Here is a 21,640-nt window from a genome sequence, read left to right as displayed (position 1 = left end):
CAACTTCGCCCGAGCACGGTTCACTTCATGTGCGTCCACGCCTCCAGCATGCCCCCGAACAGTGCCGCGAGACAGACCTAACGGAGTCCTACTAGAAGAGCGCGCTGTACGCATTCAGTGCCGGCTGGCCGCCCAGGTGGGCGTAGAGCACGGTGGACTCGGCGCCGATCTCCCCCTTCTCCACCAGGTCGATCATCCCCGCCATCGACTTCCCCTCGTAGACCGGGTCCGTCACCATGCCCTCGGTGCGGGCCGCGAGGCGCATCGCCGCCAGGGTGGTGTCGTCCGGGACGCCGTAGGTACCGGCGTGGTAGCGCTCGTCCAACTCGACGTTATCAACGGTCAGTTCACGCTTGAGTCCTATCAACTGCCCCGTGCGGTGCGCGATCCTGGCCACCCGCTCGCGGGTCTCGGCGGGCTTGGCCGAGGCGTCGATGCCGATGACCCGGCGCTCGCGGCCGCCCGCCTCTTCCAGCGCCGTGAACCCGGCGACCATGCCGGCCTGGGTCGAGCCGGTCACCGAACAGACGATCACCGTGTCGAAGAAGACGCCCAACTGCTGTTCCTGCTCGGCGACTTCGTATGCCCAGTTGGCGAAGCCGAGGCCGCCGAAGGGGTGGTCGGAGGCGCCGGCCGGGATGGCGTACGGCTTGCCGCCCGACTCCTCCACCTCACGCAGCGCCAGTTCCCAGCTCTCCTTGAAGCCGATCCCGAACCCGGCCCGGACGAGGCGCACATCGGCCCCGGCCAGCCTGCTGATGAGGATGTTGCCGACCTTGTCGTACACGGAGTCCGGCCACTCCACCCAACTCTCCTGCACCAGCACGCACTTGAGCCCGGCGCGGGCGGCGACAGCGGCGACCTGGCGGGTGTGGTTGGACTGCACCCCGCCGATGGAGACGAGGGTGTCGCAGCCCTTGGCGAGGGCGTCGGCGACCAGGTACTCCAGCTTGCGCGTCTTGTTCCCGCCGTACGCGATGCCCGAGTTGCAGTCCTCCCGCTTGGCCCACAGCGCGGCGCCGCCGAGGTGGGCGGTGAGGCGCTCCAGCGGGTGCACCGGCGAGGGGCCGAAGAGGAGGGGGTAACGGTCGTACGAGGAAAGGGACATGAATCCTCCCGGTCACTACGCTTCCGACGAAGCCGCGTGCGCCCGCTTCAAGTAGGCGATCGCGGCTTCCATGCGGTCCGCATCCTCACCGAGCAAGCCCAGCGCGGTGTTGCAGTTTGAACAGAGGATCCCACGGACCACGCCCGTTGTGTGGCAGTGATCGATGTAGAACCGCTCTGCGACACAGCGCCCGCAGATCGCGCAGGCCCGTTGCTGTCGTTCCAAGATCTCCAGCACTGTCGCCATATCCAGCCCGTACTGGCGAGCCCATTCCCGGGCCCTTTCCGCGGTGCGACAACGCCAACCGCTCTGTTCACCGGGACGCCCGGCCGCACTCTGGTGGCGCCGGATTGGTGTAGGCCCGCAGACGGAGCAGATCGCTGTGCGGGCTGACTCGTCGACATCCGACAGTCGGTGCTTTGCCGAAGTCGGTTTGAGCAGTTGCCGCAGCTTGGGGCATGCCCACCTGCAGTCGGGAGAGCAGTAGCGCTTGTTCGAAGAAGCGTGAATTCTAAACCGTTTGCCGCAGTCATCGCGCTTACACAACCGCATCTCCGCGTTGCCCCCATGGGGTCCCTGGACAGTGGCCAGCTCCCCCCGGCGCATCAGCAAGGCGTAGTGCTTGCGGCAGTACCCCCTCGCTCCCCCACTGCGGTCGCGTTCACAGGTTTCAAATCCGCACCGCGCTCCCCTCGGCGTCCAGGCTTTCACCTTCTTGTTCGGATCATCATAGAGGCTCCATCGCCGGTAGTGGGCGCTGCACCAACCTCGCGCTTTCCGAGGACGAATACAACCGGCGATGGAGCAGATTTCGTTCATGGCCAATGAACATAAGGGGGCCTGAAATACTATTCAAGCCATGGCCAATGGCCAGAGTTCCCCTGTTCAAGCAAAGACACCATCCGGAAAGCCGCGTCCGTGAGCCCGCCGAAGGTGTGCCGGTTGTCCTTTCCCGACGGGCCGTGGCCCGCCCGGTAGCCGGCCAGGTTCCAGGTGTAGACCGGGATGTGCGCCGGGACCTGCTGGGTCGGGTCGCCGTGCCGGTTGTACGTGTACTGCTCGTCGGTGACGATCAGCACCCGGTCCTGTCCCCGGTAGTGGGCGCGGATCGCCGAGGTGGTGTCGGTACCGCCCAGGTCGCCGAAGCGGCCGAGGATCTTCAGCACCGACTCGGCCCGGTCGAAGTCCAGCCGCTTGTTCGTCGTACCGAACTCGACGAGGTCCGCGTCCGCCGCCCGCATCGCGAGCGCGGTGCCGAAGACCGCCGCCGCGTCGGCCCGGTTGAGCTGCGAGCGCTCCGACAGCTGCGAGTAGAACATCGAGCCGGAACGGTCGACGAGCACCAGGGTCCGGCCCGGCAGCGCGGGCACGTTGGCCAGCGAGTGGCCGAGCGCCCGCTCCAGCGGGTAGGACCAGCGCAGCGACGGTGCGTGCCGGTACGCGGCGAGGTAGCGGAAGGGGAACTGCCGCGACCGCGCCACCTCCGCGGGGTCGCTGATCCGGGCCGCGACCTCGGCGGCGACCTCGTCCGAGACCCCGGCCTCGTCGAAGTTCCGCAGGTTGCGGACGAGCGCCATGGTCCCCATGGAGGGGATCACGGCCTCCCAGGCCGCCTTGTCCATCGGCCCCTGGAGCCAGCCGGCCAGCGCCTCCCAGGTCAGTCCCGCCGCGGCGAGCCGCTCGGCGCCGCCGGGCTCGGTGACGACCGCGCGCCGCCGCTCGACGGGCAGCCCCATCAGCTCGCGGTGCGCGGCGAGCACCGGGCTCGACCCGGGCGGTACGGCGGTGTCCGGGTTGTGCCGCCGGTCCAGCGCGTACCGGAACAGCTCGCCCTGCCACGGCTTGTCCGGGTCCGGCGCCGCGTGCACCAGGTTGAGGATGTCGCCGAACCGGTAGCCCTTGGACGCGGTGTCGTACTTGAGCAGCGACTTGCCGTGGTAGAGCCGCCGTACGGCGTCCGCGATCCCGCGCTTGACGGGCTTGGGGACGGCGCGGCCGTAGGTGGCGGTCCAGTAGGCGAGCAGCTCGCCGGGCTCGTCGGGCCGCTGCAGCACGGAGGCGACGACCTGCCGGTTCGACGGTCCGCCGGTGGCGCCCACCGCGAGGCGGGCGTGCACGTACTCAGCGGCGCCGACGAGCGACGCGGTCCGCATGTTGCCCTCGCCGCGCAGCCAGCCGAGCAGGCCGGCCGTCCAGTCCGGGTCGGTGACGGCGAGCTCGCGCACGAGCTTGGCGAACCGGTCGTCGCGGTCGGCACCGGACTCGTAGAAGGTCTGCTGCGAGACGAAGTTGGAGATCGCGAGCAGGAAGAGCTCGGAACGCGCGTCCCGCTCCCGGCCGCGGCCGCCCTGGTAGGTACGGAGCACGCGTCCCGTGGATGTGACACGGGAAGTGGGCTGTGCCCGGGCCGCCTTGGTGTTGAATCGCGCCATGGTGAATTCCCCCCGAAATTCGATGGAGTCTGGGAGGAGGCGCAGAAAGTGGAAGGTGCCCGAGAAAAGGGGTCGGCGACGGTCGCTCATAACTGGCGCGTCTTCCATTCCGCCACATCGGCCCTTGGCCGATGACGGGATTCGAACCCGCACGGTTTCCCACCAGCTCCCGAAGTATCCGTTGCCTTCGCACCGGACACCCACCACGAACTGCGCCTCCCGAGATCAGTGACACACGCACCGGGAGGTGCATGAAGTTTTCGGTGTCCAGAGATCGAAGCCGGCGGAACCGACGTAGGTGCTCTAACCCCTGAGCTACACCGGCGCGTTGTACCGGTGGCGGGACTCGAACCCGCGGCCGCCCCATTATGAGTGGAAGTAGGTCCTGCCTTCGCACCTGGACGTGCATAACCTTAGGAGGCGGGCCGCGGGCCGGGCGAGTGAATTAATTCCGGGCGGAGTTGACACCCCGCCCCGCACTCAGCAGCGCTTCTGGCGCTTCCAGGGGCCGGTGATGGCGAGCATGATGCCCGGGGTCTGGATGTTGGCGTACAGGGTCCGGCCGTCGGGCGAGAAGGTGACGCCGGTGAACTCGCTGTACTCCGGCTCGTCTTCGGTGCCGATGTTCAGTTCGTTGCGGGCGATGGGGTAGGTACGGCCGGTGTCGGTGGCGCCGAACAGGTGCTGGAGGCCCTCGCCGTCCTCGGCGATGACCAGACCGCCGTACGGGGAGACGGTGATGTTGTCGGGGCCGTCGAAGTCGCCTTCCACCGACGGGTCCGGGTTGACGCCGATGAGGACCTTCAGGGTGAGGGTGCGGCGCTTCGGGTCGTAGAACCAGACGGCGCCGTCGTGCTGGACCGGGCTCTCCTCGCGGGCGTAGGAGGAGACGATGTAGGCGCCGCCGTCGCCCCACCACATGCCCTCCAGCTTGCGGGCGCGGGTGACCTGGCCGGTGCCGAACTGCTTGCGGACGGAGGTGGTCCTCGCGTCGCGGTCGGGGACGTCCACCCAGTCGACCCCGTAGACCGTGCCGGTCTTCGTGGCGCGGGAGAGGTCGTCGACGAACTGGCCGCCGGAGTCGAAGCACTTGAAGGCCTGGAGCACGCCGGCGTCGTCCGCGAGGGTGCGGAGCCGGCCGCGGCCGTGGTGGAAGCCCGCAGGCGGGGTCCAGCGGTAGAGCAGGCCGTTGGGGCCGGAGGCGTCCTCGGTGAGGTAGAGGTGGCCGCGCCGGGGGTCGACGACGACGGCCTCGTGGGCGTACCGGCCGAGCGCCTTGACCGGCTTGGGGTCGCGGTTGGCCCGGCGGTCCTCGGGGTCGACCTCGAAGACATAGCCGTGGTCCTTGGTCATGCCGCCGGTCCCGGCCTTGTCCTCGGTCTCCTCGCAGGTCAGCCAGGTGTCCCAAGGGGTGTGGCCGCCCGCGCAGTTGGTGGAGGTGCCGGCGATGCCGACCCACTCCGCGACATGGCCGCCGGGACGGACCTCGACGACCGTGCAGCCGCCGGCGGCGGCGGGGTCGTAGACAAGGCCCTCGGTGAGCGGCACGGGGTGGGCCCAGTTGGCGCGCGGGCCCTTCAGTTCGTGGTTGTTGACGAGGAGGGTGGCGCCGCGCGGGCCGTCGAAGGTGGCGGTGCCGTCGTGGTTGGAGGGGGTGAACTCGCCCGACTCCAGCCGGGTCTTCCCGCTGTAGGTGATGATCTCGTACGTGAAGTGGGCGGGGAGCGCGAGGATGCCGTCGGGGTCGGCGATCAGCGGTCCGTAGCCGACACCGCCGTGCGCGTCGGCCCGCCCGGCCTCGGCGGACTCGGTGGCGGCGAGGGCGTTCGGGGCGGTGGCAAGGGCGCCGACGCTGCCCGCCAGCGCGACACCGGCTCCGGTGATCGCGGTTCTGCCGGCGAAGTCCCTGCGGGTGAGCGACATGGTGTCTCCTGTGACGGTGGGAGTGCCGTGGAGGGTGGCGGACCTCGATCCGGCGCACACGTTCCCGGCCGCCTCTGAACACCGGTTGAACACCGGGCGACTTCGGATTCCCCAGTTCCATGAATCCGTATGCACCACCCCACAGCAGCCAAAAGCCCCGCCCAAGAGCACCCCACGGAGGGGGCGCTCTCCCGACGGGGCCTGATCGCCGCTAACCCCCGTGCTGCGAGCGTGCCTTGAAGGCCGCCTTTCTGGCCTCCTTCGCCACCTTCTTGTCCGGGTGCAGGCGGCCCATCGCCTCCAGGACATCGGCCGTGTCCGGGTGGTCCACCCGCCATGCCTCGGCGAAGAACCCGGCGTGCTGCCGGGCCAGCCCCTCCACCAGGGCCTGGAGTTCCTCGGAGTTGCCTTCGGCGGCCAGCTGCGCGGCGACCGTGTCGATGGTCAGCCAGAAGATCATGTCCTGGGAGGGCGCCGGCACGTCCACGGCGCCGCCCTCGGTCAGCCACACCCTTGCCAGACCGCCCAGTTCGGGGTCGTCGAGGACCTCGCGGAGCGCCGGTTCGGCCTCGGGGCCGACCAGGGACAGCGCCTGCTGACAGCGGAGCCGGCGCAGCGGCGCACCGGCATCCTCCCCGCGCGCCGCGGCGAGCAACTCCCGCGCCGCGGGCAGCGGTTCGCGACGCGCCAGCCACTGCTCGGTCTCGGCCTGCGCGGCGCCCTGCGGGAACCCGGACGTCCCGTCGAGCAGCGCGTCCGCACCCTTGTCGGCGAGCTCTCCCACCGCCGGCGCCTCGAAGCCCGCCTCCAGCAGTCGCGCCCGCAGTCCGTACGCGCCGAGCGGGGTGAGCCGCACCATGCCGTACCGGGCGACATCGGCCTCGCCGACCGGCCCCGCCGCCGGCTCCTCCTCCGCGTCACCCATGAGCGCCTCGTCGACCGGCTGGTACTCGACCAGTCCGATCGGCTCCAGCGCCCGGAACTGGTCGTCGAGCCGCATCATCGCGTCCGAGACCTGTTCGAGAACGTCGTTGGTCGGCTCGCCCATGCCACTGGGCACGATCATCGACGCGGCGAGCGCGGGCAGCGGCACCGGAGCCTCGCCGGGGCCGCCCTCGCTCACCGCCAGCAGGTACAGGTTGCCGAGGACGCCGTCGAGGAAGTCCGCCTCCGCCTCGGGGTCCCAGCCGAGTGACGAGAAATCGACCTCTCCGCCCTCGTCCAGCGCGTCGACGATTCCGTCCAGGTCGGGCACGCTCGCGTCGGCGATCACGGTCTCCAGCGCGGCCTGCCAGACCGCGAGGACGTCGTGCGGGGAGCCCCCGGTGAGCAGCGTCAGCTCCTCCCCCGCGGCCACCGTCCCGGCCTCCTCGTCGGCGATCTCGACGAGCCCGGCGTCCAGGGCGACCCGCCAGGCCTCGCCGGCGTACGCGGCCGCGTCGTCCCCGGTGAGGTCGAGCAGCTCGGCGGCGGCCGGGAGCTGCTCCTCGACCAGTTCGCCACCTGCGTCGACGCGGGTGTCGGGGCCGGCCCAGCGGGCCAGCCGCGCGGCCCGGGACAGCAAGGGCGTGGACAGCGCGGCGTGCGCCAGCTCCGCTTCGGAACACAGCCGCACCGGGGGCAGGGGGGCGCTGTCTGACATCGGCTGGTTCTCCTCGGACGCCTGGGCGGTCGTACGGCGACATGGACGCCGTACGGACGACCGTACGACCACCGCCTGGGCGCCGTACGACTCAGCCGCTCAGCCTAGACGGATTTCCACCCATGCCGCCCGGTTCATCTCCCCGCCGGGTCCGGTACGTGGCTGAAACCTTGACAACTGCCCCGAGCAGGCAGGAGATTGACGCGCGTAGAAGTTGGGGGGACAACTGTTCACTCTCTTTCTACGCGTGTCACATCCGCGTCGTCCGCAAGACATCTGGATGTCATGCACGCGCCATACATACGCTTCATACACGCCATCCTCGTCCCGGCACCGTTGCATGTCCCCGGAGGGATTCCCTTGCCGAGCAGGTCTTCCGCGCGTCTCGCCGCGCTCACCGTCGCCGCCGTCTGCAGTGCGGCCTCCACCGTCGCCCTCACCTCGCCCGCCCAGGCCGACAGCCTGCGCATCCACGACATCCAGGGCACCACCCGCGTCTCGCCGTACGCCGGCCAGAAGGTGGCGGACGTCCCCGGCATCGTCACGGCCACCCGCACCTACGGCTCCTCCAGAGGTTTCTGGCTCCAGGATCCGACGCCGGACGACAACCCGGCCACCAGCGAGGGCGTCTTCGTCTTCACCAGCTCCACCCCGAAGGTCGCCGTCGGCGACTCCGTCACCGTGAGCGGCACGGTCTCCGAGTACGTCCCCGGCGGTGCCTCCACCGGCAACCAGTCGCTGACCGAGATCACCAAGCCGACCGTCACCACCGTCTCCACCGGGAACGCGGTCCCCGCGCCGGTCGTGATCGACGCGAAGTCGGTGCCGGCCGAGTACTCCCCCGCCGGCGACACCGCCGCGAGCGGCTCGGTCAACGGCCTGGCCTTGGAGCCGTCGAAGTACGCCCTGGACTACTACGAGTCCCTGGAGGGCATGAACGTCCAGGTCGCCGACACCCGTGTGGTCACCGCCACCGACCCGTACAGCGAGCTGTGGGTCACGGTGAAGCCGCACGAGAACCGCACCCGCCGCGGCGGCTCGCTGTACGCCTCCTACGACGACCAGAACACCGGCCGCCTGCAGATCCAGTCCCTCGGCTCGACCGCCGACTTCCCGCCGGCGAACGTCGGCGACACCCTGACCGGCACCACGACCGGCCCGATGGACTACAACCAGTACGGCGGCTACACCCTCGTCGCGAGCCAGCTGGGCACCCTGAAGAGCGGCGGCCTGGAGCGCGAGACGACGAAGAAGCAGTCGCGCGGCGAGCTGGCGGTCGCCACCTACAACGTCGAGAACCTCGACCCGTCCGACGCCACGTTCGACAAGCACGCCGCCGCGATCGTGAACAACCTGCAGTCGCCCGACATCGTGTCCCTGGAGGAGATCCAGGACAACAACGGTGCGACGGACGACGGCACGGTCGACGCCAGTGTGACCGTCAACAAGCTGATCGACGCGATCGTCGCGGCCGGCGGCCCGAAGTACGACTGGCGTTCCATCAACCCGGTCAACGACCAGGACGGCGGCGAGCCCGGCGGCAACATCCGCCAGGTCTTCCTCTTCAACCCCGAGCGGGTGTCCTTCGTGGACCGCGCGGGCGGCGACTCCACCACCGCGGTGGGCGTCACCAAGGTGCACGGCAAGGCCGAACTCACGGCCTCCCCCGGCCGCATCGACCCGGCGAACGACGCGTGGAAGTCCAGCCGCAAGCCGCTGGCCGGCGAGTTCGTCTTCCACGGCAAGACGGTCTTCGTGATCGCCAACCATCTCAACTCCAAGGGTGGCGACCAGGGGCTGACCTCGCAGTACCAGCCCCCGACGCGCAGCTCGGAGACCCAGCGTCACGCGCAGGCGACGCTGGTCAACGCGTTCGTCAAGAGCATCCTCGACGTCCAGAAGAACGCGAACGTCATCGCGCTCGGCGACATGAACGACTTCGACTTCTCCGACACCACCAAGATCCTCCAGGGTGACGGCGAGCTGTGGTCGGCGATCCAGTCGCTGCCCAGGAGCGAGCGCTACACCTACGACTACCAGGGCAACGAGCAGGTCCTGGACCAGATCCTGGTGAGCCCGGCGATCCGGCGTGGCTGCGACTTCGAGTACGACAGCGTGCACATCAACTCGGAGTTCCACGACCAGATCAGCGACCACGACCCGCAGGTGCTGCGCTTCCGCCCGTAAGCGGCAGAGCAGCGGGACCGCAGGTGGCTCAGGACTGGCTGAACACGCCGTTCAGCCAGTCCTGCCAGGCGGTCTCGTTCGCCTCGGCGTCGGCGCCCGGCGCGAAGTCGTGGATGCTGATGCCGACCGGGGCGCCCCAGTGGTTGCGTCCGAAGAACCGGACGAGGGCGTCGTCGGTGCGCAGCCCGATGAAGTACGGGTTGCGGTAGTCGACCACCACGTCCAGGGCCCGTCCGCCGGGCCCCCGGACGCTCGCCTTGGCGCCCTCGGCCGCGTCGTCCGGCAGTCCGAGGGCCCGGCCCACGGCGTCGAAGGCGTCCGGCGCCTGGGCCGTCCCCGGCCCGTTGAGCTGGGCGAAGGCGACCGGGCGGGGCGCGAAGTGGGTGAGGTACTCGCGCAGGGTGTGCAGATAGAAGTCGGTGTGCCGGCTCGCGCCGTCGTACTGGTTGTCCCAGTCGTCGGTGAAGATCCCGCTGTGCACATAGCGCACCCAGGCGCGGCGGCCGCCCTCGCGCTCCTCGATGACGTGTTCCAGCTGGTTGACGCTCTGGGTCGGGAAGCCGACGTTCTCACTGCGGGTGACCAGGTGGTGCGGCGGGTCGTACGCGGTGACGGTGGAGCCGAAGGCCGCCGAACCGCCGACCCTGGGCTCGGGCGGCTGCATCGGCCACAGATAGCCACCGGTGCCGTTCGTGATCGCCTCCCACACCTCCGCGGGCGTGGCGTCGACCTCGAACTCGCGGACGATCTCGAATTCCTTGGACATGATGGAGCTCCTGCTGCCTAATGATCCGGTTCGGGTACGGGCTGGTCCTTGACCGTGGGGTGCACCGCGACGACGATCCGGTGCTCCCGGCCGCCCTCCGTGTCCGGTGCGTCGTACTTGCGGATGAGCGCGCTCACGCCCGCCGTCAGCTCCTGCACGAAGGCCGCGCGGTCGGCTGCGGAGGCGAAACGGACCTCGCCGTCCAGGGCGTAGGTCGCCAGGCGCTTGCGGGCCTTGGCGGCGCCGGTGATCAGCGTGCCGACATCGCGCACCAGCCGGGCGCCGAGCGCGAGCAGCCAGCGCGCGGAGAGCTGGTCGCGGAAGCGGTCCGGGTCCGGCTGTACGGCGGGCAGGGCGGCCGGCGAGATGACGTACGACGCCGCGGTCGCGCGCATCAGCCGCTCGGTGACATTGCCCTTGCGCCGCTCGTCCGCCAGCTCGACCAGGCCGTGCCGCTCCAGCGCCTTCAGGTGGTAGTTCACCTTCTGTCTGGGCAGCCCGACCTTGCCGGCCAACATGGTGGCCGACGCGGGCGCGGCGGCCAGTTCGGCGAGCAGCCTGGCCCGTATGGGGTCCAGTGAAACGGCCGCCGCCTCGGGGTCCTCGATCACGGTCACGTCCAGCATGGCTCCACCGTCTCACCGAAAACTTTTTTTGTCCAGGAGGCTGGAATTTTCGGTGAGACGGCCGAGCATGCCTTTCGCCGGACCTCGACGGACCTCGGCGGATCTCGACGGACCTCGGCGGATCTCGACGGACCTCGGCGGATCTCAGCAGACCTCGGCGGATCTCAGTGGTGGCGGCTCCGGCGCAGCACGCCCCTGCCCACGGCCGCGATGCCTGCGGCGGCGAGGGCGGCGCCCGCGATCAGCACCGGGCGAGGGTGCCGTACGACGGCCCGGACGACGAGGCGCGCGGGCTGCGGGAGGCTCCCCTCGGCGGCGCGCCCCTCTGCGGCGCGCCCCGCCCGTCCGACCCGTTCCTGGACGGTGTGCCCGGCCTTCAGCGACCGTTCCTGAACCGCCTGTCCGGCCCTCAGCGACCGCTCCTGAAGCACATGCCGCGCCTTCAGCACCTGCTCCTGGGCCGTGTGGCCGCTCCTCACCGCCTGGTCCTGGACCCGGTGTCCGGTCCTGGCGGCGCCCGCGCGCAGGTGCACGGTCAGCGTGCCGGCCTTGTCCTTGAGGTCGGCGGCGCGGGCCCGGGTGCGCCCCTTGAGGTCGGCCTTCACCGCGAACGCGCCGGCGGTACCGGCCGGTCGAGCCCCCGTTCCGTGTGCGGTCCTCTTCGTCATCGGTGCTGCCCCTCCTGGTCTCGTCGGCGTCCGCTGTGCTTGCGTACATTCCGAGTACCCAGGTCGGCGGCGGTCAGCCCGGCTCCCCCCGTTCGCCGAGCTTCGCCAACTGGCTCTGGAACCAGTCGAGACGGGCCTGCAACAGGGCGGCCTCGGCGACGAGTTCGGGCACGCCGAGCTCCTCTCCCGGCACCCGCCCACCAGCAGCCCCGCCTTCACCCTCGCCCTCGCCCCCGGCGATCACCCGCAGCCCCGACCCGGACAGCCGGGCGAACCCGGCGAGCGAGACGGACGTACGCGCACGGACGCATCCCGCACACGCGGCCGCCAACGCGCGCCAACCGGGCCTGCCCCAGCCCGCGTCGGCGAGCGCGACGGCCGGAGCACCGCAGGCACAGGGTCCGACGGTGGCCGTACGGACCCGCTGCCGGGCATAGCGGAAGCCGCGTTCGAAGCGGATGTAGGCACCGAGGACGGAGACTTCGAGCAGTAGGGCCGCCCGGTGCTCGGCGGTGCACAACAGAGCCTCGGCGGCCCGGCGTTCGTGCACGCAGTGGAATCCGCAGTCGCACAGCCGCGCGGGCGGGCGGTGCCGGCGGCCGTAGACGCAGGACGCGTCGTCCAGGACCCCGTACGGCAGCGCACCGCCCAGCGACACACCGGTGAACCCGGCCCGGGCGCCGTCCTGGGACAGCACCGGGTGGGCGATCTTGTAGCCGGTCGGCGGCTCCGTCGGGCGTTCCGCCGGGAGCCGCAGCCTCATCGGACGGCCGGAACCTCTTCGGGCACCGACACCGTCTGGGGCTGGTGGATCTGTTCGGGGAGTTCGGGTTCCTCGTCGTGGACGAGCGGCCGCTCCTCAGCGACCCCGGTGGCCAGTGCCCTGCCGAGCTTCATGACGCCTCCCATGACCTGCCGTCGGTGACCGTCCGGCCCATAGTGGCCCATGAGTGGCCGAGTTGGACATAGGGCCTCGGCGCGCCGAAAGCAACGTCTTAGCAACCCTAAGACGTGATAGGTAGAAGAATTAAGTGGAGCTAAGCCGTCGCGCTGCCGAGACTACCCCCATGACGAACGCACGCGACACCGCCCGCTCACCCCGACCCCGCCCCTTCGGCCGCACCCTCTGCGCGATGGTCACGCCTTTCACCGGCTCCGGGGCGCTCGACCTCGACGGTGCCCGGCGGCTGGCCGCGCACCTGGTGGCGGAGGGCTGTGACGGCCTGGTGCTGAACGGCACGACCGGCGAGTCACCGACCACGTCGGACACGGAGAAGGCGGAGCTGATCGGTGCCGTCCGGGAGGCGGTGGGCGAGCGGGCGTCGCTGGTGGCGGGCGTGGGCACCGCGGACACCCGGCACACCGTCGAACTGGCGCTGGCTGCGGAGAAGGCGGGCGCGGACGGTGTCCTCGTGGTGTCGCCGTACTACAGCAGGCCGCCGCAGGACGCGCTGGAGGCGCACTTCCTGGAGGTGGCGGAGGCGAGCGGGCTGCCGGTGATGCTGTACGACATCCCGGGCCGCACCGGCACCCGTATCGAGCCGGAGACGCTGGTCCGGCTCGCCGCGCACCCCCGGATCGTGGCCGTGAAGGACTGTTCGTACGACTTCCTCGGCGCACAGAAGGTGCTGGCACGCACGGAGCTGGCGTACTACGCGGGCTGCGACGAGCATGTTCTCGCCCTGTACGCGGTGGGCGCGGCGGGGTGTGTGAGCACGGTGGCGAACGTCGTACCGGGGCGGGTCGCCGCGATCCTCGACGCGTTCGACGCGGGTGACACCGCCGGCGCGGCCGAATTCCAGCTGCGGATCACGCCGTTGATCGAGGCGATGATGGCCGCGGGGCTGCCGGGCACGGTCACGTCGAAGGCACTGCTCACCGTGCTGGGCCTGCCGTCCGGACCGCTGCGGGCACCGCTACGGCCCGCCGGCCGCGAGGCGGTCGACGGGCTGCGGGCGGTATACGAGCACTTCATGGCCGGGTGACGGCGACACCGCCGGCGGTCGGCGCTCGGCGCTCGGCGGTCGGCAGGTTGGGCGCTCGGCGCTCGGCGCTCGGCGTGGAGAACTCGGCGGCGCTGACCGGTTCCGCTGCCCTACGTTGTCCCCATGAGCCGCCCTCTGCTGTTCCTGGACGTCGACGGCCCCCTCAACCCCTACGCGGCGAAGCCCGAACGACGGCCGGAGGGCTATACGACGATCCGGGCGACCGTCCGCCCCGGACGCCCGCTGCGGGTCTGGCTCAACCCGGGCCACGGCCCGGCGCTGCTCGCTCTCGGCTACGAGCTGTGCTGGGCGACCACCTGGATGGCCGAGGCCAACCGCTGGATCGCCCCGGTCGTGGGCCTGCCCGAGCTGCCCTATGTGGACTTCGGCCGGGGCCTGCTGGCGGAACGGCCGGACGGGGTCCACTGGAAGACCGAGGCGATCGTCGAGTACGCCGCGGGACGGCCGTTCGCGTGGGTGGACGACGAGCAGAGCCCGGCGGACACCCTGTACGTCCGCGCCCACCATCCCGGCCCGGCCCTGCTGCGTCACGTCAACCCCCGGGTGGGGCTGCGGGAGGGCGACTTCACGGCGCTGGCCGAGTTCAGGGCGTCTCTCCCATGAGGCGGGCGCTTCAGCGGAGGAACTCGTGGGCGCCACGGAGCCTGGTCCGCAACCGCTCCTGCGTCGCGCGGCTGTCGAGGCGTACGTCGAGTGGCCCGGGCAGGTCGGTGTCGGCTCGTCGCCCGGCGGGCAGGCGCGCACCGTCAAGTCCCTGGTTCCGGGCGATGAGGACACCGAGGTCGTGGCGGCTCAGGGCATTCGGCCCGGCGAGGTGGAACACACCGGCCGCGTCGGACAGTGCGAGCTCCCACAAGGCTGCGGCCAGGTCTTCGACATGTACCGGGCAACGGATGTCGTCCGTGAACAGGACCCCGTCACGGGTGCCGGCGGCCAGGGCATGCACCATCCGCTCGTGCCCGGACCTGCCGTGTCCGAGGATCAGCGAGGTGCGGGCGACGACGGCATCCGGGAGGAGCAGCCGCACCGCCGTCTCGGCGGCGGCCTTCGCTGCGCCGTAGGGGGAGACCGGGTCGGGCAGGCTGCTCTCGTCGTAGCGGACGTGCGTGCCGGAGAACACCGCGTCGCTGGATACGTGGACCAGGCGGCAGCCCTGCTCGGCGGCGGCCAGCGCCACGCGGATCGCGCCGTCGGCGGTGACCGCCCAGTCGGACTGGCCGCTGGACGCGTTGACGACGACCGAGGGGGCGACGTCGGTGATCAGCCCGGCGATACGCGCGGGGTCCCGGACGTCGAGCGGATGCCAGGCGACACCCGGGGTTCTGCTGGTCCGGGAGGTGAAGGTCGCGGCCGTCTCGTGCCCCGCCGCGATGGCCTGGCGGACCAGTTCAGCTCCCAGAAAGCCGCTGCCGCCGATGATCAGGACCGTCATGGGCCGCCACGGTAGCGGAGAGGGCGCGATGGCAGATCGGCTCCTGGCGGAGCAGGGTCCCAGGTCTCGTACTCACCGGCCTCATCGGCCGCCGGAGTCGGCGAGCCAGGTGCGCCAGACGAATCGGGAGTTGGGTACCTCGGGACGGTCGAGCAGCCACAGCACGTAGCCCGCGTGCAGCTGTGCCCATGGATCGTCCGAGCGGCGAGCCCTGCCGAGTCGGTCGCGCAGGTCGGCTCCGTCCACGGCCCGGGCCACCCGCACATACTCACGGTCCTTGCAGCGGTAAGCACGCTGGACAACGAGATCAACAAGATCGACAAGTCTGGCTCTGACCACTCCGCCATGGCCGCCGACCGCGAGCTTCCGTATGAGCGTCTCCTTCGTGCCCCACGCCTTGGCGTGTTGCGTCCATTCCCGCGGGTACCGGGCCTCCCACTCCAGGAAGAGCAGCGCGAAGGGCAGCCCCGGCCACGTGCCGAGGCCCCCGGAGATCGGCATGTTCCACAGCCCTTCCGGCAGACAACGACCGGCGGCCTCGTCGTAGGCCTCGCGGGCGGCCACGAGCACCGGCTCCCGGCGCTGTGCCTCGTGTCCCAGTCCCGAGGTCAGGCGCCAGGCCTCGTTCAACCGGACACGAGCGGCCCGGACTTCGGCACGAGCACTGTCCAGGCGGACGAGCGCAGCGGCACGGTCAACGGGTTCCGGTGCCGTCAAGCCGTAAGCCCAGCCCAGACGCTCAGCCCACCCATGCCCGTCGCCGGCACCCGCCCCTGCCCCATTCACCATGCCCCAGATCATCCCCTGCCCGGCACACCGAGTCCGCTCTCCATGCGCCCGACAGCAGGTCGGAGTACTGGTCGACAAGGCGGCCGCAGGTCACGGCCGCCAACGCTCGGTTGTGGCCGTGCAGATCACGCAGCGCCGAGCCGAGCGGCCAGGAACACCGCCGCCACCGAGGGGCGGACTGCGTACGTTGCGCCCGCGCTCCCCTCAGGAGCCTCCCACCAGTAGAACGGAAGCCGCCGCCCACTGTTGCTGTGTCCCTTGCTCATTCCCCTCACCACGCCTGCCACGCGCTGAGCCGGAGCACCCTCATTCGGACCGCCCAGGGCCATGTCCACCAGCTCCGTGCAGTGGATTCTCCGGCCAGGGTTGCGTAGCAGGTACTCAAGCATCTGCCGGGCCTGCGGCGCGAGTTCAGCCAACAACCTTGTAGCGCGCTCCAAGTCCTCCGGGCCCCATTCCGGGGCACCGTAGTGCCCCTCTTCACCGGAGTGCTCAGCCCACCGCGGATCGACCTCAGACAGATACTCCGTCATGCCCGCCCCCAACAGTTGGTCTCCTGCGTGTGTGTCGTTCGCACCGTACAGATCCGCAAGGACACTGCGTGTCGAATCCGTCTCGACGTTCTGCCGGGACCTGTCGGCGCGGGTCCAACGCTCCTGCGATCAGGCCGGCGCAGGCATGAAGCCACCGCGCGCGGCACCTGAGGACAGCAAGGCAGACCAGTCGAGTACCTCGGGCAGCTGGTCCACGGACATGACGACTGCTCCGCCGGCCTGCTCCGCATCCGCGCACCAGTCGTCCATGCCGCTGGATGCCGTGCCACCGTCCGCCCCACCGACTACCGGCGCAGCGAGAGCGGGGACGACGATTCCGTGGTCGCCGGGTCCGTCCACGACGCACAGGGTGAGTCGAGGGACGATGCTCCATCCCTCGCACAAGGGCACCGCCCCGTCCGGCGCGATCAAGGACGGCAGGGCATCGTGGACGGGCGCGCCGGCCAGCAGGAGCACGGGCGTGGCACCACGAATGAACAGAGTGTTCTCAGGATCCAGCAGCACGGGACCACTCTGGCAGGCTGGAGCACCGGGGCGGCGGGCGGGTACCGGGAAGGGCCGAGAGCACGCTCCGGCAGAATGTGAGCGTGTCACTTGACGCCATCGACGCCGTGAACTGGTCGGCGATACCCAGCCCGACGCGGAATCAGTGGGACGATCCGGAGGGCGTCGCTCATGCCCTCCGGCTGCTGACGGTGTCCACCACAGCCAACGAGACAGGTGACGCGGCAGCCCTCCTCGCCGGTCGCGGCTTCGTCTGCGGCCACGCTGCCATGGTGTTTCCGGCGGCCTACGCTGCCACCCCGATCCTGCTGGATCTCGTCGAGCACGGCCGGCGGCCGCGCATTCAGGACGCAGCCCTCGGCCTCTTGGACGACGCACTCGGCTACTTGCCGATCGCCGGCCACAACCGGGTGGACGCTCCCTACGGCACCGACGTCCCGCTCTGCTGCGCCATCGCGCGCCACATCCGCGGCCGTCGCAGCGCTCTTGTCGCCCGCGGGAGATACGGCAGGCAAATCCTGGCAGAGGCAGAGCTTCACTGGTGGATGACCATCAAGGAGACAGAACTCCAGCCCGACGGCACTTTGACCGCCCTCGCCACGTTCGAAGGCAGCCCCTTCGAAACACCGGTCGAGGCCGAGCTGCACAGCCCGCTTTCCGAACTGCCCGCAACCGACGTGTGGATCGACGTGTTGACGGCCGATGCCTCGGGCGCCGCGTGCATCCAACTCGGGCGAAGGCAGTCCGAGGCCCTTCCGGGGTCCACCCTCTGCCCGGCCGAGTGCGGCCGCCGCGAGCACTGACCTCGTCGCCATGTCTCAACGGCCGCACCGCAACCGCACCGGATCGGGAGGGGAACAGCGGGGAGTCGCGGGGAAACCGGCCGAGCTCGATGAGGCGAAGGTACGGTCGTTTGCCCAGGTCGGCGCCCGAGCCCCCAATTGCCCGCAGCCTCCCGGGCTGATGCCATGAGTTCCAACGAGCCGATACGGACTGGGATGCCCAGGCGCACGCTCCCCTGCGCCTCCTAGCGGCCGCGAACCCCCTTGGCACGGCGGGGGTAGGGGAAGAGCCGTGGGCGGCGCTTGGCGGCGACGTCCTCGATCCAGCCGAAGAGCAGGATCGCCAGGCAGATCAGCGGGACGGCGATCACCAGCGGGGTCCACTGGCTGGCCAGCAGCCACTGCGCGTGGTTGTAGAAGAAGGAGTTGCTCCACAGCGGGTCGATCAGCGGCTCGGTCAGTACCAGTGCGAAGGAGTGCCACAGATAGACGGTGACCGCACGGGAGTTGAGCAGGCTGATCACGCCGTTGAACCGCTCCAGCGGCTTGGGCCACCGCTCCCAGGACGGGCTCAGGTGGAGCAGCAGCAGTACCGCGCCGAACGACCAGATCGCCTGGGCGACCGGTACCGCTTCCAGATCGTGCCCGGTCCGGGGGTTGTCCACCGGCGACCGCATCAGCCACCAGTAGCCGAACATGAGCACCAGCGGGGCGAGGGACGGCACGACGTACTGCGGGATCTTGCGGAGCAGCCCCTCCTGGTGGGCCATGCCGAGCAGCCAGCAGGAGCCGAAGGTGGTGAAGTCGGTGGCGGCTTCCATCAGCCGGCCGGACTGGTCGACCAGGCCGGAGTTGACGATGAACGCGAGTGCCAGCGGCACCAGCAGCGTGACCCAGGGCTGCTTCCGCATCGCCTTGAGCATGAGCGGCGACAGCAGTACGTACCAGAGGTAGGCGCGCAGGTACCACAGCGGCACGGAGATCTGTTCGGCCCAGGAACTCGGCAGGTGCCCGCCGAAGGTGTGCAGCGTGGCCCCGAACGGCGGCTCGCTGAGCGGCAGGACCCAGTAGGCCAGGTCGGCCCACCACCAGTTGGGGTGGTGGGGGTCGGGCCGCCAGCCCTCCAGGAGCATCAGCGGCACCACGACCGCGCCGAACAGCCACATCGGCGGCAGCAGACGGCGCAGCCGGCCGCGGATCACGCTCAGCGCCGGCCGGTTGAGGGAGCGCGCCATCAGCGACCCGGCCAGCGCGAACATGACACCCATGGAAGGGAAGACGATCGGCAGCCAGGTCCAGCTGAAGTTGTGGTAGATCACCACGCGGACCAGGGCGAGCGCCCGCAGCAGGTCGAGGTAGCGGTCGCGGCCGGGCTTCTGCGCGGGCGCCGGGGCGGCCTCCTCGGGCTGCGGGGCGCGCGGCCCGGGAACCGTGGGAAGCGCAGCGGGGTCCACCACCCGCAGGGCGACGGTGTCGGAAGAGTCCGGGATGCCGAAGGCACCTCGTTCAGCGGTGTTCATGAAGACGTCGCCCCCGTTGTGACATCGAGCCCCACCTCGCCGGTGCGCCGCAGCTTCTGCCAGCGCAACCGGCCTCCGGTCAGAGCGGTGATGGCGGACTGCAGCAGCACCATGTACATGAGCACCCGGTAGACCACCTGCTGGGCCGGCAGCGTGACCAGATGCCACGCCTTCTCCTTGTCCAGGTGGAAGGACCACCAGGCGCAGACGGCCTGAAGGGCCATCACCGCGAACCAGGCGGCCAGGGTCCTGTACGCGTCGACGAAGACCACGCCGTAGATCATGCCGATGTCGATGGCGGGCGCGAGCAGCGGCGTGACCACCATGAACAGGGCGACGAACGGCAGCCCCACGCGGCCGAAGTGGCCGGCCGCGCCGCGCTCCAGCACCGCGTGCCGGTGCTTCCACATCGCCTGCATGGTGCCGTAGCTCCAGCGATAGCGCTGCGACCACAGCTGCTTCATGCTGGCGGGCGCCTCGGTCCAGGCGCGGGCGTTCTCTGCATAAACGATTTTCCAGCCCGCCCGGTGCAGGGCCATGGTCACGTCCGTGTCCTCGGCGAGCGTGTCGTCGCTCATGCCGCCCGCCTGCTCCAGCGCCGAGCGGCGGAAACCGCCCACGGCGCCGGGGATGGTCGGCATGCAGTCGAGCACGTCGTACATCCGTCGGTCGAGGTTGAAGCCCATCACGTACTCGATGTGCTGCCAGGCGCCGATCAGCGTGTCGCGGTTGCCGACCTTGGCGTTGCCGGCCACGGCACCGACGCGCGGGTTGCCGAAGGGCTGCACCAGCTCGCGGACGGTGGCGGGTTCGAAGACCGTGTCGCCGTCCATCATGACGATCAGTTCGTACGAGGCGGCGGCCACACCGGTGTTGAGGGCGGACGGCTTGCCGCCGTTCTGCTGTCGGATCAGCCGGACCATCGGCAGGTCGAGCTGCGCCACGATGGCGGCCGTGTCGTCCGTCGACCCGTCGTCGACCACGATCACCTCGATGGGATGGTCGCTTCTGGCCAGGGAGAGCAGGGTGTTGGTGATGGTCTCCTGCTCGTTGTACGCGGGTACCACCACGGTGACCGGTTCGGTGACCGGGTCGCCCCAGGAGAAGCCCGGTCTGCGGGTGCGCCGCACATGGACGGCCGAGAGCACCAGCATCAGCGCGAACCGCGCCATGACCAGCACACCGACGACCGCGAGCAGGCCGACCAGCCACGGCAGCAGCCACACCGAGAAGGTGGTGGACCACAGGAACGCCTTGCCGAGCCACAGGCTGTAGCTGGTGACCTTGGTGTTGGCGGAGCCGGTGCCGAGCGCCTCGCCGACGGTCTTGAAGGTGTAGCCCTGGGCCTTGAGCTTCTCGATGATGACCGGCAGCGCGGCCAGCGTCTGCGCCCGGTTGCCGCCCGCGTCGTGCAGCAGGACCATCTCGCCCTGGCCGGGGAGGCCGGGCATGGCGGACTTGACGATGGCGTCGACGCCGGGGCGCTTCCAGTCGTCGGTGTCCTTGTCGATGAAGGCGGTCAGGTACCCCTCCGACCCGGCCTGCTTCGTCACCGGCCACGACCAGTCGTCCAGCGCGTCCACGGTGGAGGAGTAGGGCGGGCGGAACAGGCTGGAGTGGATGCCGGCGACACCGGCCAGCGCGAGCTGGGTCTCGCCCAGCTCCCAGGTGAGCCGGGTGCCGGAGTGCAGCGCGAGGTCGGGGTGGGTGAAGGTGTGCACACCGATCTCATGGCCGTCGGCCACGATCCGGCGGATCAGCGACGGGTTGCGGGTGACCATCGAGCCGGTGACGAAGAAGTCGGCGCTGACGTTCTCGTCCTTCAGCACCTTGAGGATCTTCGGCGTCCACTGGGTGGACGGCCCGTCGTCGAAGGAGAGGACGACGGTCTTGTCCGGGATGGTGTAGTTGACCGGCCGGCTGTTCCTGTCGCCGCGTGCGTCGACGACCGGGCCGCCCTCCAGCACGCTGGTCGGGACGGTGCCCTTGTCCACCGAGACGGCGATGCGCTCGTCGTGGAAGACCTCGTTGTTCGCCATGCCCCGAAGCACCATCAGCGCCAGCAGGGTCGCCAGCACGGTCACCGGGAGGAAGAAACGCAGGGGAGGTGCGGCGAGTCGGCGCGGCCGCGCGATGGACTGCCGGGGGCGTTGGTGGCGGGAGCGGGACATGGTCTTCCTGGTCGATCGCGTCTGGCTACTGCGCGGTGCCGGTCACGGAGCTTGACGCTGCCGTACCGGCCGCCGTCGCCGCGGTGACCGGCGCGGTGGCGTCGGACGCGGTGGCGTCGGACGCGGTCGCTGCGGCGGTGGTCGGTGTGGCGGTGCTGCTCTTTCCGGGCCTGGCGCCGGGAGCCGCGGGCAGCGGCGCGTTCAGGTACTGGCTGGGCGGTGTGGTGTCCGCGGTGCCGGGCACGGTGAGCGCGGGCGCCTGGGACTGGGTTCCGACCAGGCCGGAGATCATCGCCACCACGCACCCGGTGCAGACGATGCCCACCAGCCAGCCGAGACCGCGCAGGCGGCGGCCGCGCAGACCGGTCTGGTCCACAAAGACAGGAGTCGGCTCGACCTCCGTGGAGGTACTGGTCATCGAGAGGTTCGAGCCTTCCATCGTCGTATCGCATCTGCCGGTTCGGCGCTGCCGCAAGCAGGTGGTAGTGCGGAAAAGTGATGCATGTGCAAGGAAAGGGAGATTATTCGAC

Annotated in this window: 21 protein-coding genes; 4 read left to right on the top strand and 17 right to left on the bottom strand. The window is 70.2% G+C overall.

From position 1 onward, the window contains the following. Positions 1-91: 91 nt before the first annotated feature. The 5 genes from ACIRR9_RS10665 to ACIRR9_RS10645 all read right to left on the bottom strand — a co-directional run bounded on the left by ACIRR9_RS10665 (position 92) and on the right by ACIRR9_RS10645 (position 7,105). Positions 92-1,108 carry a 1-aminocyclopropane-1-carboxylate deaminase gene (locus ACIRR9_RS10665; protein ID WP_403749686.1) on the bottom strand — a complete coding sequence of 339 codons (1,017 nt, stop codon included), beginning with the start codon at positions 1,106-1,108 and terminating at the stop codon, positions 92-94. A gap of 15 nt (positions 1,109-1,123) precedes the next feature. Further along, complete coding sequence (locus tag ACIRR9_RS10660; RefSeq protein WP_403749737.1) at positions 1,124-1,660, bottom strand: endonuclease domain-containing protein; 537 nt, start codon at positions 1,658-1,660, stop codon at positions 1,124-1,126. Positions 1,661-1,956: 296 nt separating this feature from the next. Next, the gene (locus tag ACIRR9_RS10655) at positions 1,957-3,540 is read right to left on the bottom strand and encodes a TROVE domain-containing protein (protein WP_403749685.1); all 1,584 of its coding nucleotides are present in this window, start codon (positions 3,538-3,540) and stop codon (positions 1,957-1,959) included. 480 nt (positions 3,541-4,020) lie between these two features. After that, the gene (locus ACIRR9_RS10650; RefSeq protein ID WP_403749682.1) at positions 4,021-5,463 is read right to left on the bottom strand and encodes an alkaline phosphatase PhoX; all 1,443 of its coding nucleotides are present in this window, start codon (positions 5,461-5,463) and stop codon (positions 4,021-4,023) included. Between the two features lie 211 nt (positions 5,464-5,674). Next, complete coding sequence (locus ACIRR9_RS10645) at positions 5,675-7,105, bottom strand: hypothetical protein (RefSeq protein ID WP_403749679.1); 1,431 nt, start codon at positions 7,103-7,105, stop codon at positions 5,675-5,677. Positions 7,106-7,465: 360 nt separating this feature from the next. Between ACIRR9_RS10645 and ACIRR9_RS10640 the strand changes: the two genes are divergently transcribed. Further along, positions 7,466-9,292, top strand: a complete 1,827-nt coding sequence (locus tag ACIRR9_RS10640) for an endonuclease/exonuclease/phosphatase family protein (RefSeq protein WP_403749677.1) — start codon at positions 7,466-7,468, stop codon at positions 9,290-9,292. A gap of 28 nt (positions 9,293-9,320) precedes the next feature. Here ACIRR9_RS10640 and ACIRR9_RS10635 read toward each other — a convergent pair whose 3' ends face one another. The 5 genes from ACIRR9_RS10635 to ACIRR9_RS10615 form a co-directional block, all read right to left on the bottom strand. Beyond that, positions 9,321-10,058: an SRPBCC domain-containing protein gene (locus ACIRR9_RS10635; protein ID WP_403749675.1), complete on the bottom strand. Its 738-nt coding sequence runs from the start codon at positions 10,056-10,058 to the stop codon at positions 9,321-9,323. Between the two features lie 17 nt (positions 10,059-10,075). Next, positions 10,076-10,684: a helix-turn-helix domain-containing protein gene (locus ACIRR9_RS10630; RefSeq protein WP_403255140.1), complete on the bottom strand. Its 609-nt coding sequence runs from the start codon at positions 10,682-10,684 to the stop codon at positions 10,076-10,078. Between the two features lie 164 nt (positions 10,685-10,848). Further along, a complete protein-coding gene (locus ACIRR9_RS10625; protein WP_403749672.1) occupies positions 10,849-11,352 on the bottom strand; it encodes a circumsporozoite protein in 504 nt (167 codons plus the stop codon). Positions 11,353-11,425: 73 nt separating this feature from the next. Next, positions 11,426-12,115: a hypothetical protein gene (locus tag ACIRR9_RS10620; protein WP_403749669.1), complete on the bottom strand. Its 690-nt coding sequence runs from the start codon at positions 12,113-12,115 to the stop codon at positions 11,426-11,428. Beyond that, positions 12,112-12,249: a hypothetical protein gene (locus ACIRR9_RS10615; protein ID WP_403749666.1), complete on the bottom strand. Its 138-nt coding sequence runs from the start codon at positions 12,247-12,249 to the stop codon at positions 12,112-12,114. The genes ACIRR9_RS10620 and ACIRR9_RS10615 overlap by 4 nt, the downstream gene beginning before the upstream one ends. Positions 12,250-12,419: 170 nt before the next feature. Between ACIRR9_RS10615 and dapA the strand changes: the two genes are divergently transcribed. Together dapA and ACIRR9_RS10605 are read left to right on the top strand one after the other, a co-directional pair. Beyond that, positions 12,420-13,337: a 4-hydroxy-tetrahydrodipicolinate synthase gene (gene dapA, locus ACIRR9_RS10610; protein ID WP_403749664.1), complete on the top strand. Its 918-nt coding sequence runs from the start codon at positions 12,420-12,422 to the stop codon at positions 13,335-13,337. Between the two features lie 123 nt (positions 13,338-13,460). After that, positions 13,461-13,961, top strand: a complete 501-nt coding sequence (locus ACIRR9_RS10605; protein WP_403749661.1) for a hypothetical protein — start codon at positions 13,461-13,463, stop codon at positions 13,959-13,961. Between the two features lie 10 nt (positions 13,962-13,971). On the opposite strand, the gene ACIRR9_RS10600 is transcribed toward ACIRR9_RS10605, so the two are convergent. From ACIRR9_RS10600 to ACIRR9_RS10585, 4 genes are all read right to left on the bottom strand, one after another. Then, entirely contained in the window at positions 13,972-14,790 is an 819-nt protein-coding gene (locus ACIRR9_RS10600; RefSeq protein ID WP_403749659.1) for an SDR family oxidoreductase, read from the bottom strand. A gap of 81 nt (positions 14,791-14,871) precedes the next feature. Further along, on the bottom strand, positions 14,872-15,420 hold the full coding sequence (locus ACIRR9_RS10595) for a hypothetical protein (protein ID WP_403749657.1): 549 nt from the start codon (positions 15,418-15,420) through the stop codon (positions 14,872-14,874). Positions 15,421-15,704: 284 nt separating this feature from the next. After that, entirely contained in the window at positions 15,705-16,112 is a 408-nt protein-coding gene (locus ACIRR9_RS10590; RefSeq protein WP_403749654.1) for a DUF6416 domain-containing protein, read from the bottom strand. 129 nt (positions 16,113-16,241) lie between these two features. Then, positions 16,242-16,637 (bottom strand): hypothetical protein, encoded by a 396-nt coding sequence (locus ACIRR9_RS10585; RefSeq protein WP_403749650.1) that lies wholly within the window; start codon positions 16,635-16,637, stop codon positions 16,242-16,244. A gap of 83 nt (positions 16,638-16,720) precedes the next feature. Between ACIRR9_RS10585 and ACIRR9_RS10580 the strand changes: the two genes are divergently transcribed. Continuing rightward, positions 16,721-17,440, top strand: a complete 720-nt coding sequence (locus tag ACIRR9_RS10580) for a hypothetical protein (RefSeq protein ID WP_403749647.1) — start codon at positions 16,721-16,723, stop codon at positions 17,438-17,440. A gap of 224 nt (positions 17,441-17,664) precedes the next feature. On the opposite strand, the gene ACIRR9_RS10575 is transcribed toward ACIRR9_RS10580, so the two are convergent. The 3 genes from ACIRR9_RS10575 to ACIRR9_RS10565 are packed head-to-tail and all read right to left on the bottom strand — an operon-like array spanning position 17,665 to position 21,528. Continuing rightward, positions 17,665-18,939 carry an acyltransferase gene (locus tag ACIRR9_RS10575; protein ID WP_403749645.1) on the bottom strand — a complete coding sequence of 425 codons (1,275 nt, stop codon included), beginning with the start codon at positions 18,937-18,939 and terminating at the stop codon, positions 17,665-17,667. Beyond that, positions 18,936-21,110: a bifunctional polysaccharide deacetylase/glycosyltransferase family 2 protein gene (locus ACIRR9_RS10570; protein ID WP_403749643.1), complete on the bottom strand. Its 2,175-nt coding sequence runs from the start codon at positions 21,108-21,110 to the stop codon at positions 18,936-18,938. The genes ACIRR9_RS10575 and ACIRR9_RS10570 overlap by 4 nt, the downstream gene beginning before the upstream one ends. Positions 21,111-21,135: 25 nt before the next feature. Beyond that, on the bottom strand, positions 21,136-21,528 hold the full coding sequence (locus ACIRR9_RS10565) for a hypothetical protein (RefSeq protein ID WP_403749641.1): 393 nt from the start codon (positions 21,526-21,528) through the stop codon (positions 21,136-21,138). Between the last annotated feature and the right edge of the window lie 112 nt (positions 21,529-21,640).

Source organism: Streptomyces sp. NPDC101234, from assembly GCF_044767525.1.
Lineage (GTDB): Bacteria > Actinomycetota > Actinomycetes > Streptomycetales > Streptomycetaceae > Streptomyces > Streptomyces sasae.
This window is presented reverse-complemented; position numbering and strand designations above follow the sequence as displayed.

Excerpts from the sequence above, each read along its gene's own strand:
- ACIRR9_RS10665 (WP_403749686.1), bottom strand. The coding sequence starts at position 1,108 with ATGTCCCTTTCCTCGTACGACCGTTACCCCCTCCTCTTCGGCCCCTCG.
- ACIRR9_RS10660 (WP_403749737.1), bottom strand. The coding sequence starts at position 1,660 with ATGCGGTTGTGTAAGCGCGATGACTGCGGCAAACGGTTTAGAATTCAC.
- ACIRR9_RS10655 (WP_403749685.1), bottom strand. The coding sequence starts at position 3,540 with ATGGCGCGATTCAACACCAAGGCGGCCCGGGCACAGCCCACTTCCCGT.
- ACIRR9_RS10650 (WP_403749682.1), bottom strand. The coding sequence starts at position 5,463 with ATGTCGCTCACCCGCAGGGACTTCGCCGGCAGAACCGCGATCACCGGA.
- ACIRR9_RS10645 (WP_403749679.1), bottom strand. The coding sequence starts at position 7,105 with ATGTCAGACAGCGCCCCCCTGCCCCCGGTGCGGCTGTGTTCCGAAGCG.
- ACIRR9_RS10635 (WP_403749675.1), bottom strand. The coding sequence starts at position 10,058 with ATGTCCAAGGAATTCGAGATCGTCCGCGAGTTCGAGGTCGACGCCACG.
- ACIRR9_RS10630 (WP_403255140.1), bottom strand. The coding sequence starts at position 10,684 with ATGCTGGACGTGACCGTGATCGAGGACCCCGAGGCGGCGGCCGTTTCA.
- ACIRR9_RS10625 (WP_403749672.1), bottom strand. The coding sequence starts at position 11,352 with ATGACGAAGAGGACCGCACACGGAACGGGGGCTCGACCGGCCGGTACC.
- ACIRR9_RS10620 (WP_403749669.1), bottom strand. The coding sequence starts at position 12,115 with ATGAGGCTGCGGCTCCCGGCGGAACGCCCGACGGAGCCGCCGACCGGC.
- ACIRR9_RS10615 (WP_403749666.1), bottom strand. The coding sequence starts at position 12,249 with ATGAAGCTCGGCAGGGCACTGGCCACCGGGGTCGCTGAGGAGCGGCCG.
- dapA (WP_403749664.1), top strand. The coding sequence starts at position 12,420 with ATGACGAACGCACGCGACACCGCCCGCTCACCCCGACCCCGCCCCTTC.
- ACIRR9_RS10605 (WP_403749661.1), top strand. The coding sequence starts at position 13,461 with ATGAGCCGCCCTCTGCTGTTCCTGGACGTCGACGGCCCCCTCAACCCC.
- ACIRR9_RS10600 (WP_403749659.1), bottom strand. The coding sequence starts at position 14,790 with ATGACGGTCCTGATCATCGGCGGCAGCGGCTTTCTGGGAGCTGAACTG.
- ACIRR9_RS10590 (WP_403749654.1), bottom strand. The coding sequence starts at position 16,112 with ATGACGGAGTATCTGTCTGAGGTCGATCCGCGGTGGGCTGAGCACTCC.
- ACIRR9_RS10575 (WP_403749645.1), bottom strand. The coding sequence starts at position 18,939 with ATGAACACCGCTGAACGAGGTGCCTTCGGCATCCCGGACTCTTCCGAC.
- ACIRR9_RS10570 (WP_403749643.1), bottom strand. The coding sequence starts at position 21,110 with ATGTCCCGCTCCCGCCACCAACGCCCCCGGCAGTCCATCGCGCGGCCG.
- ACIRR9_RS10565 (WP_403749641.1), bottom strand. The coding sequence starts at position 21,528 with ATGACCAGTACCTCCACGGAGGTCGAGCCGACTCCTGTCTTTGTGGAC.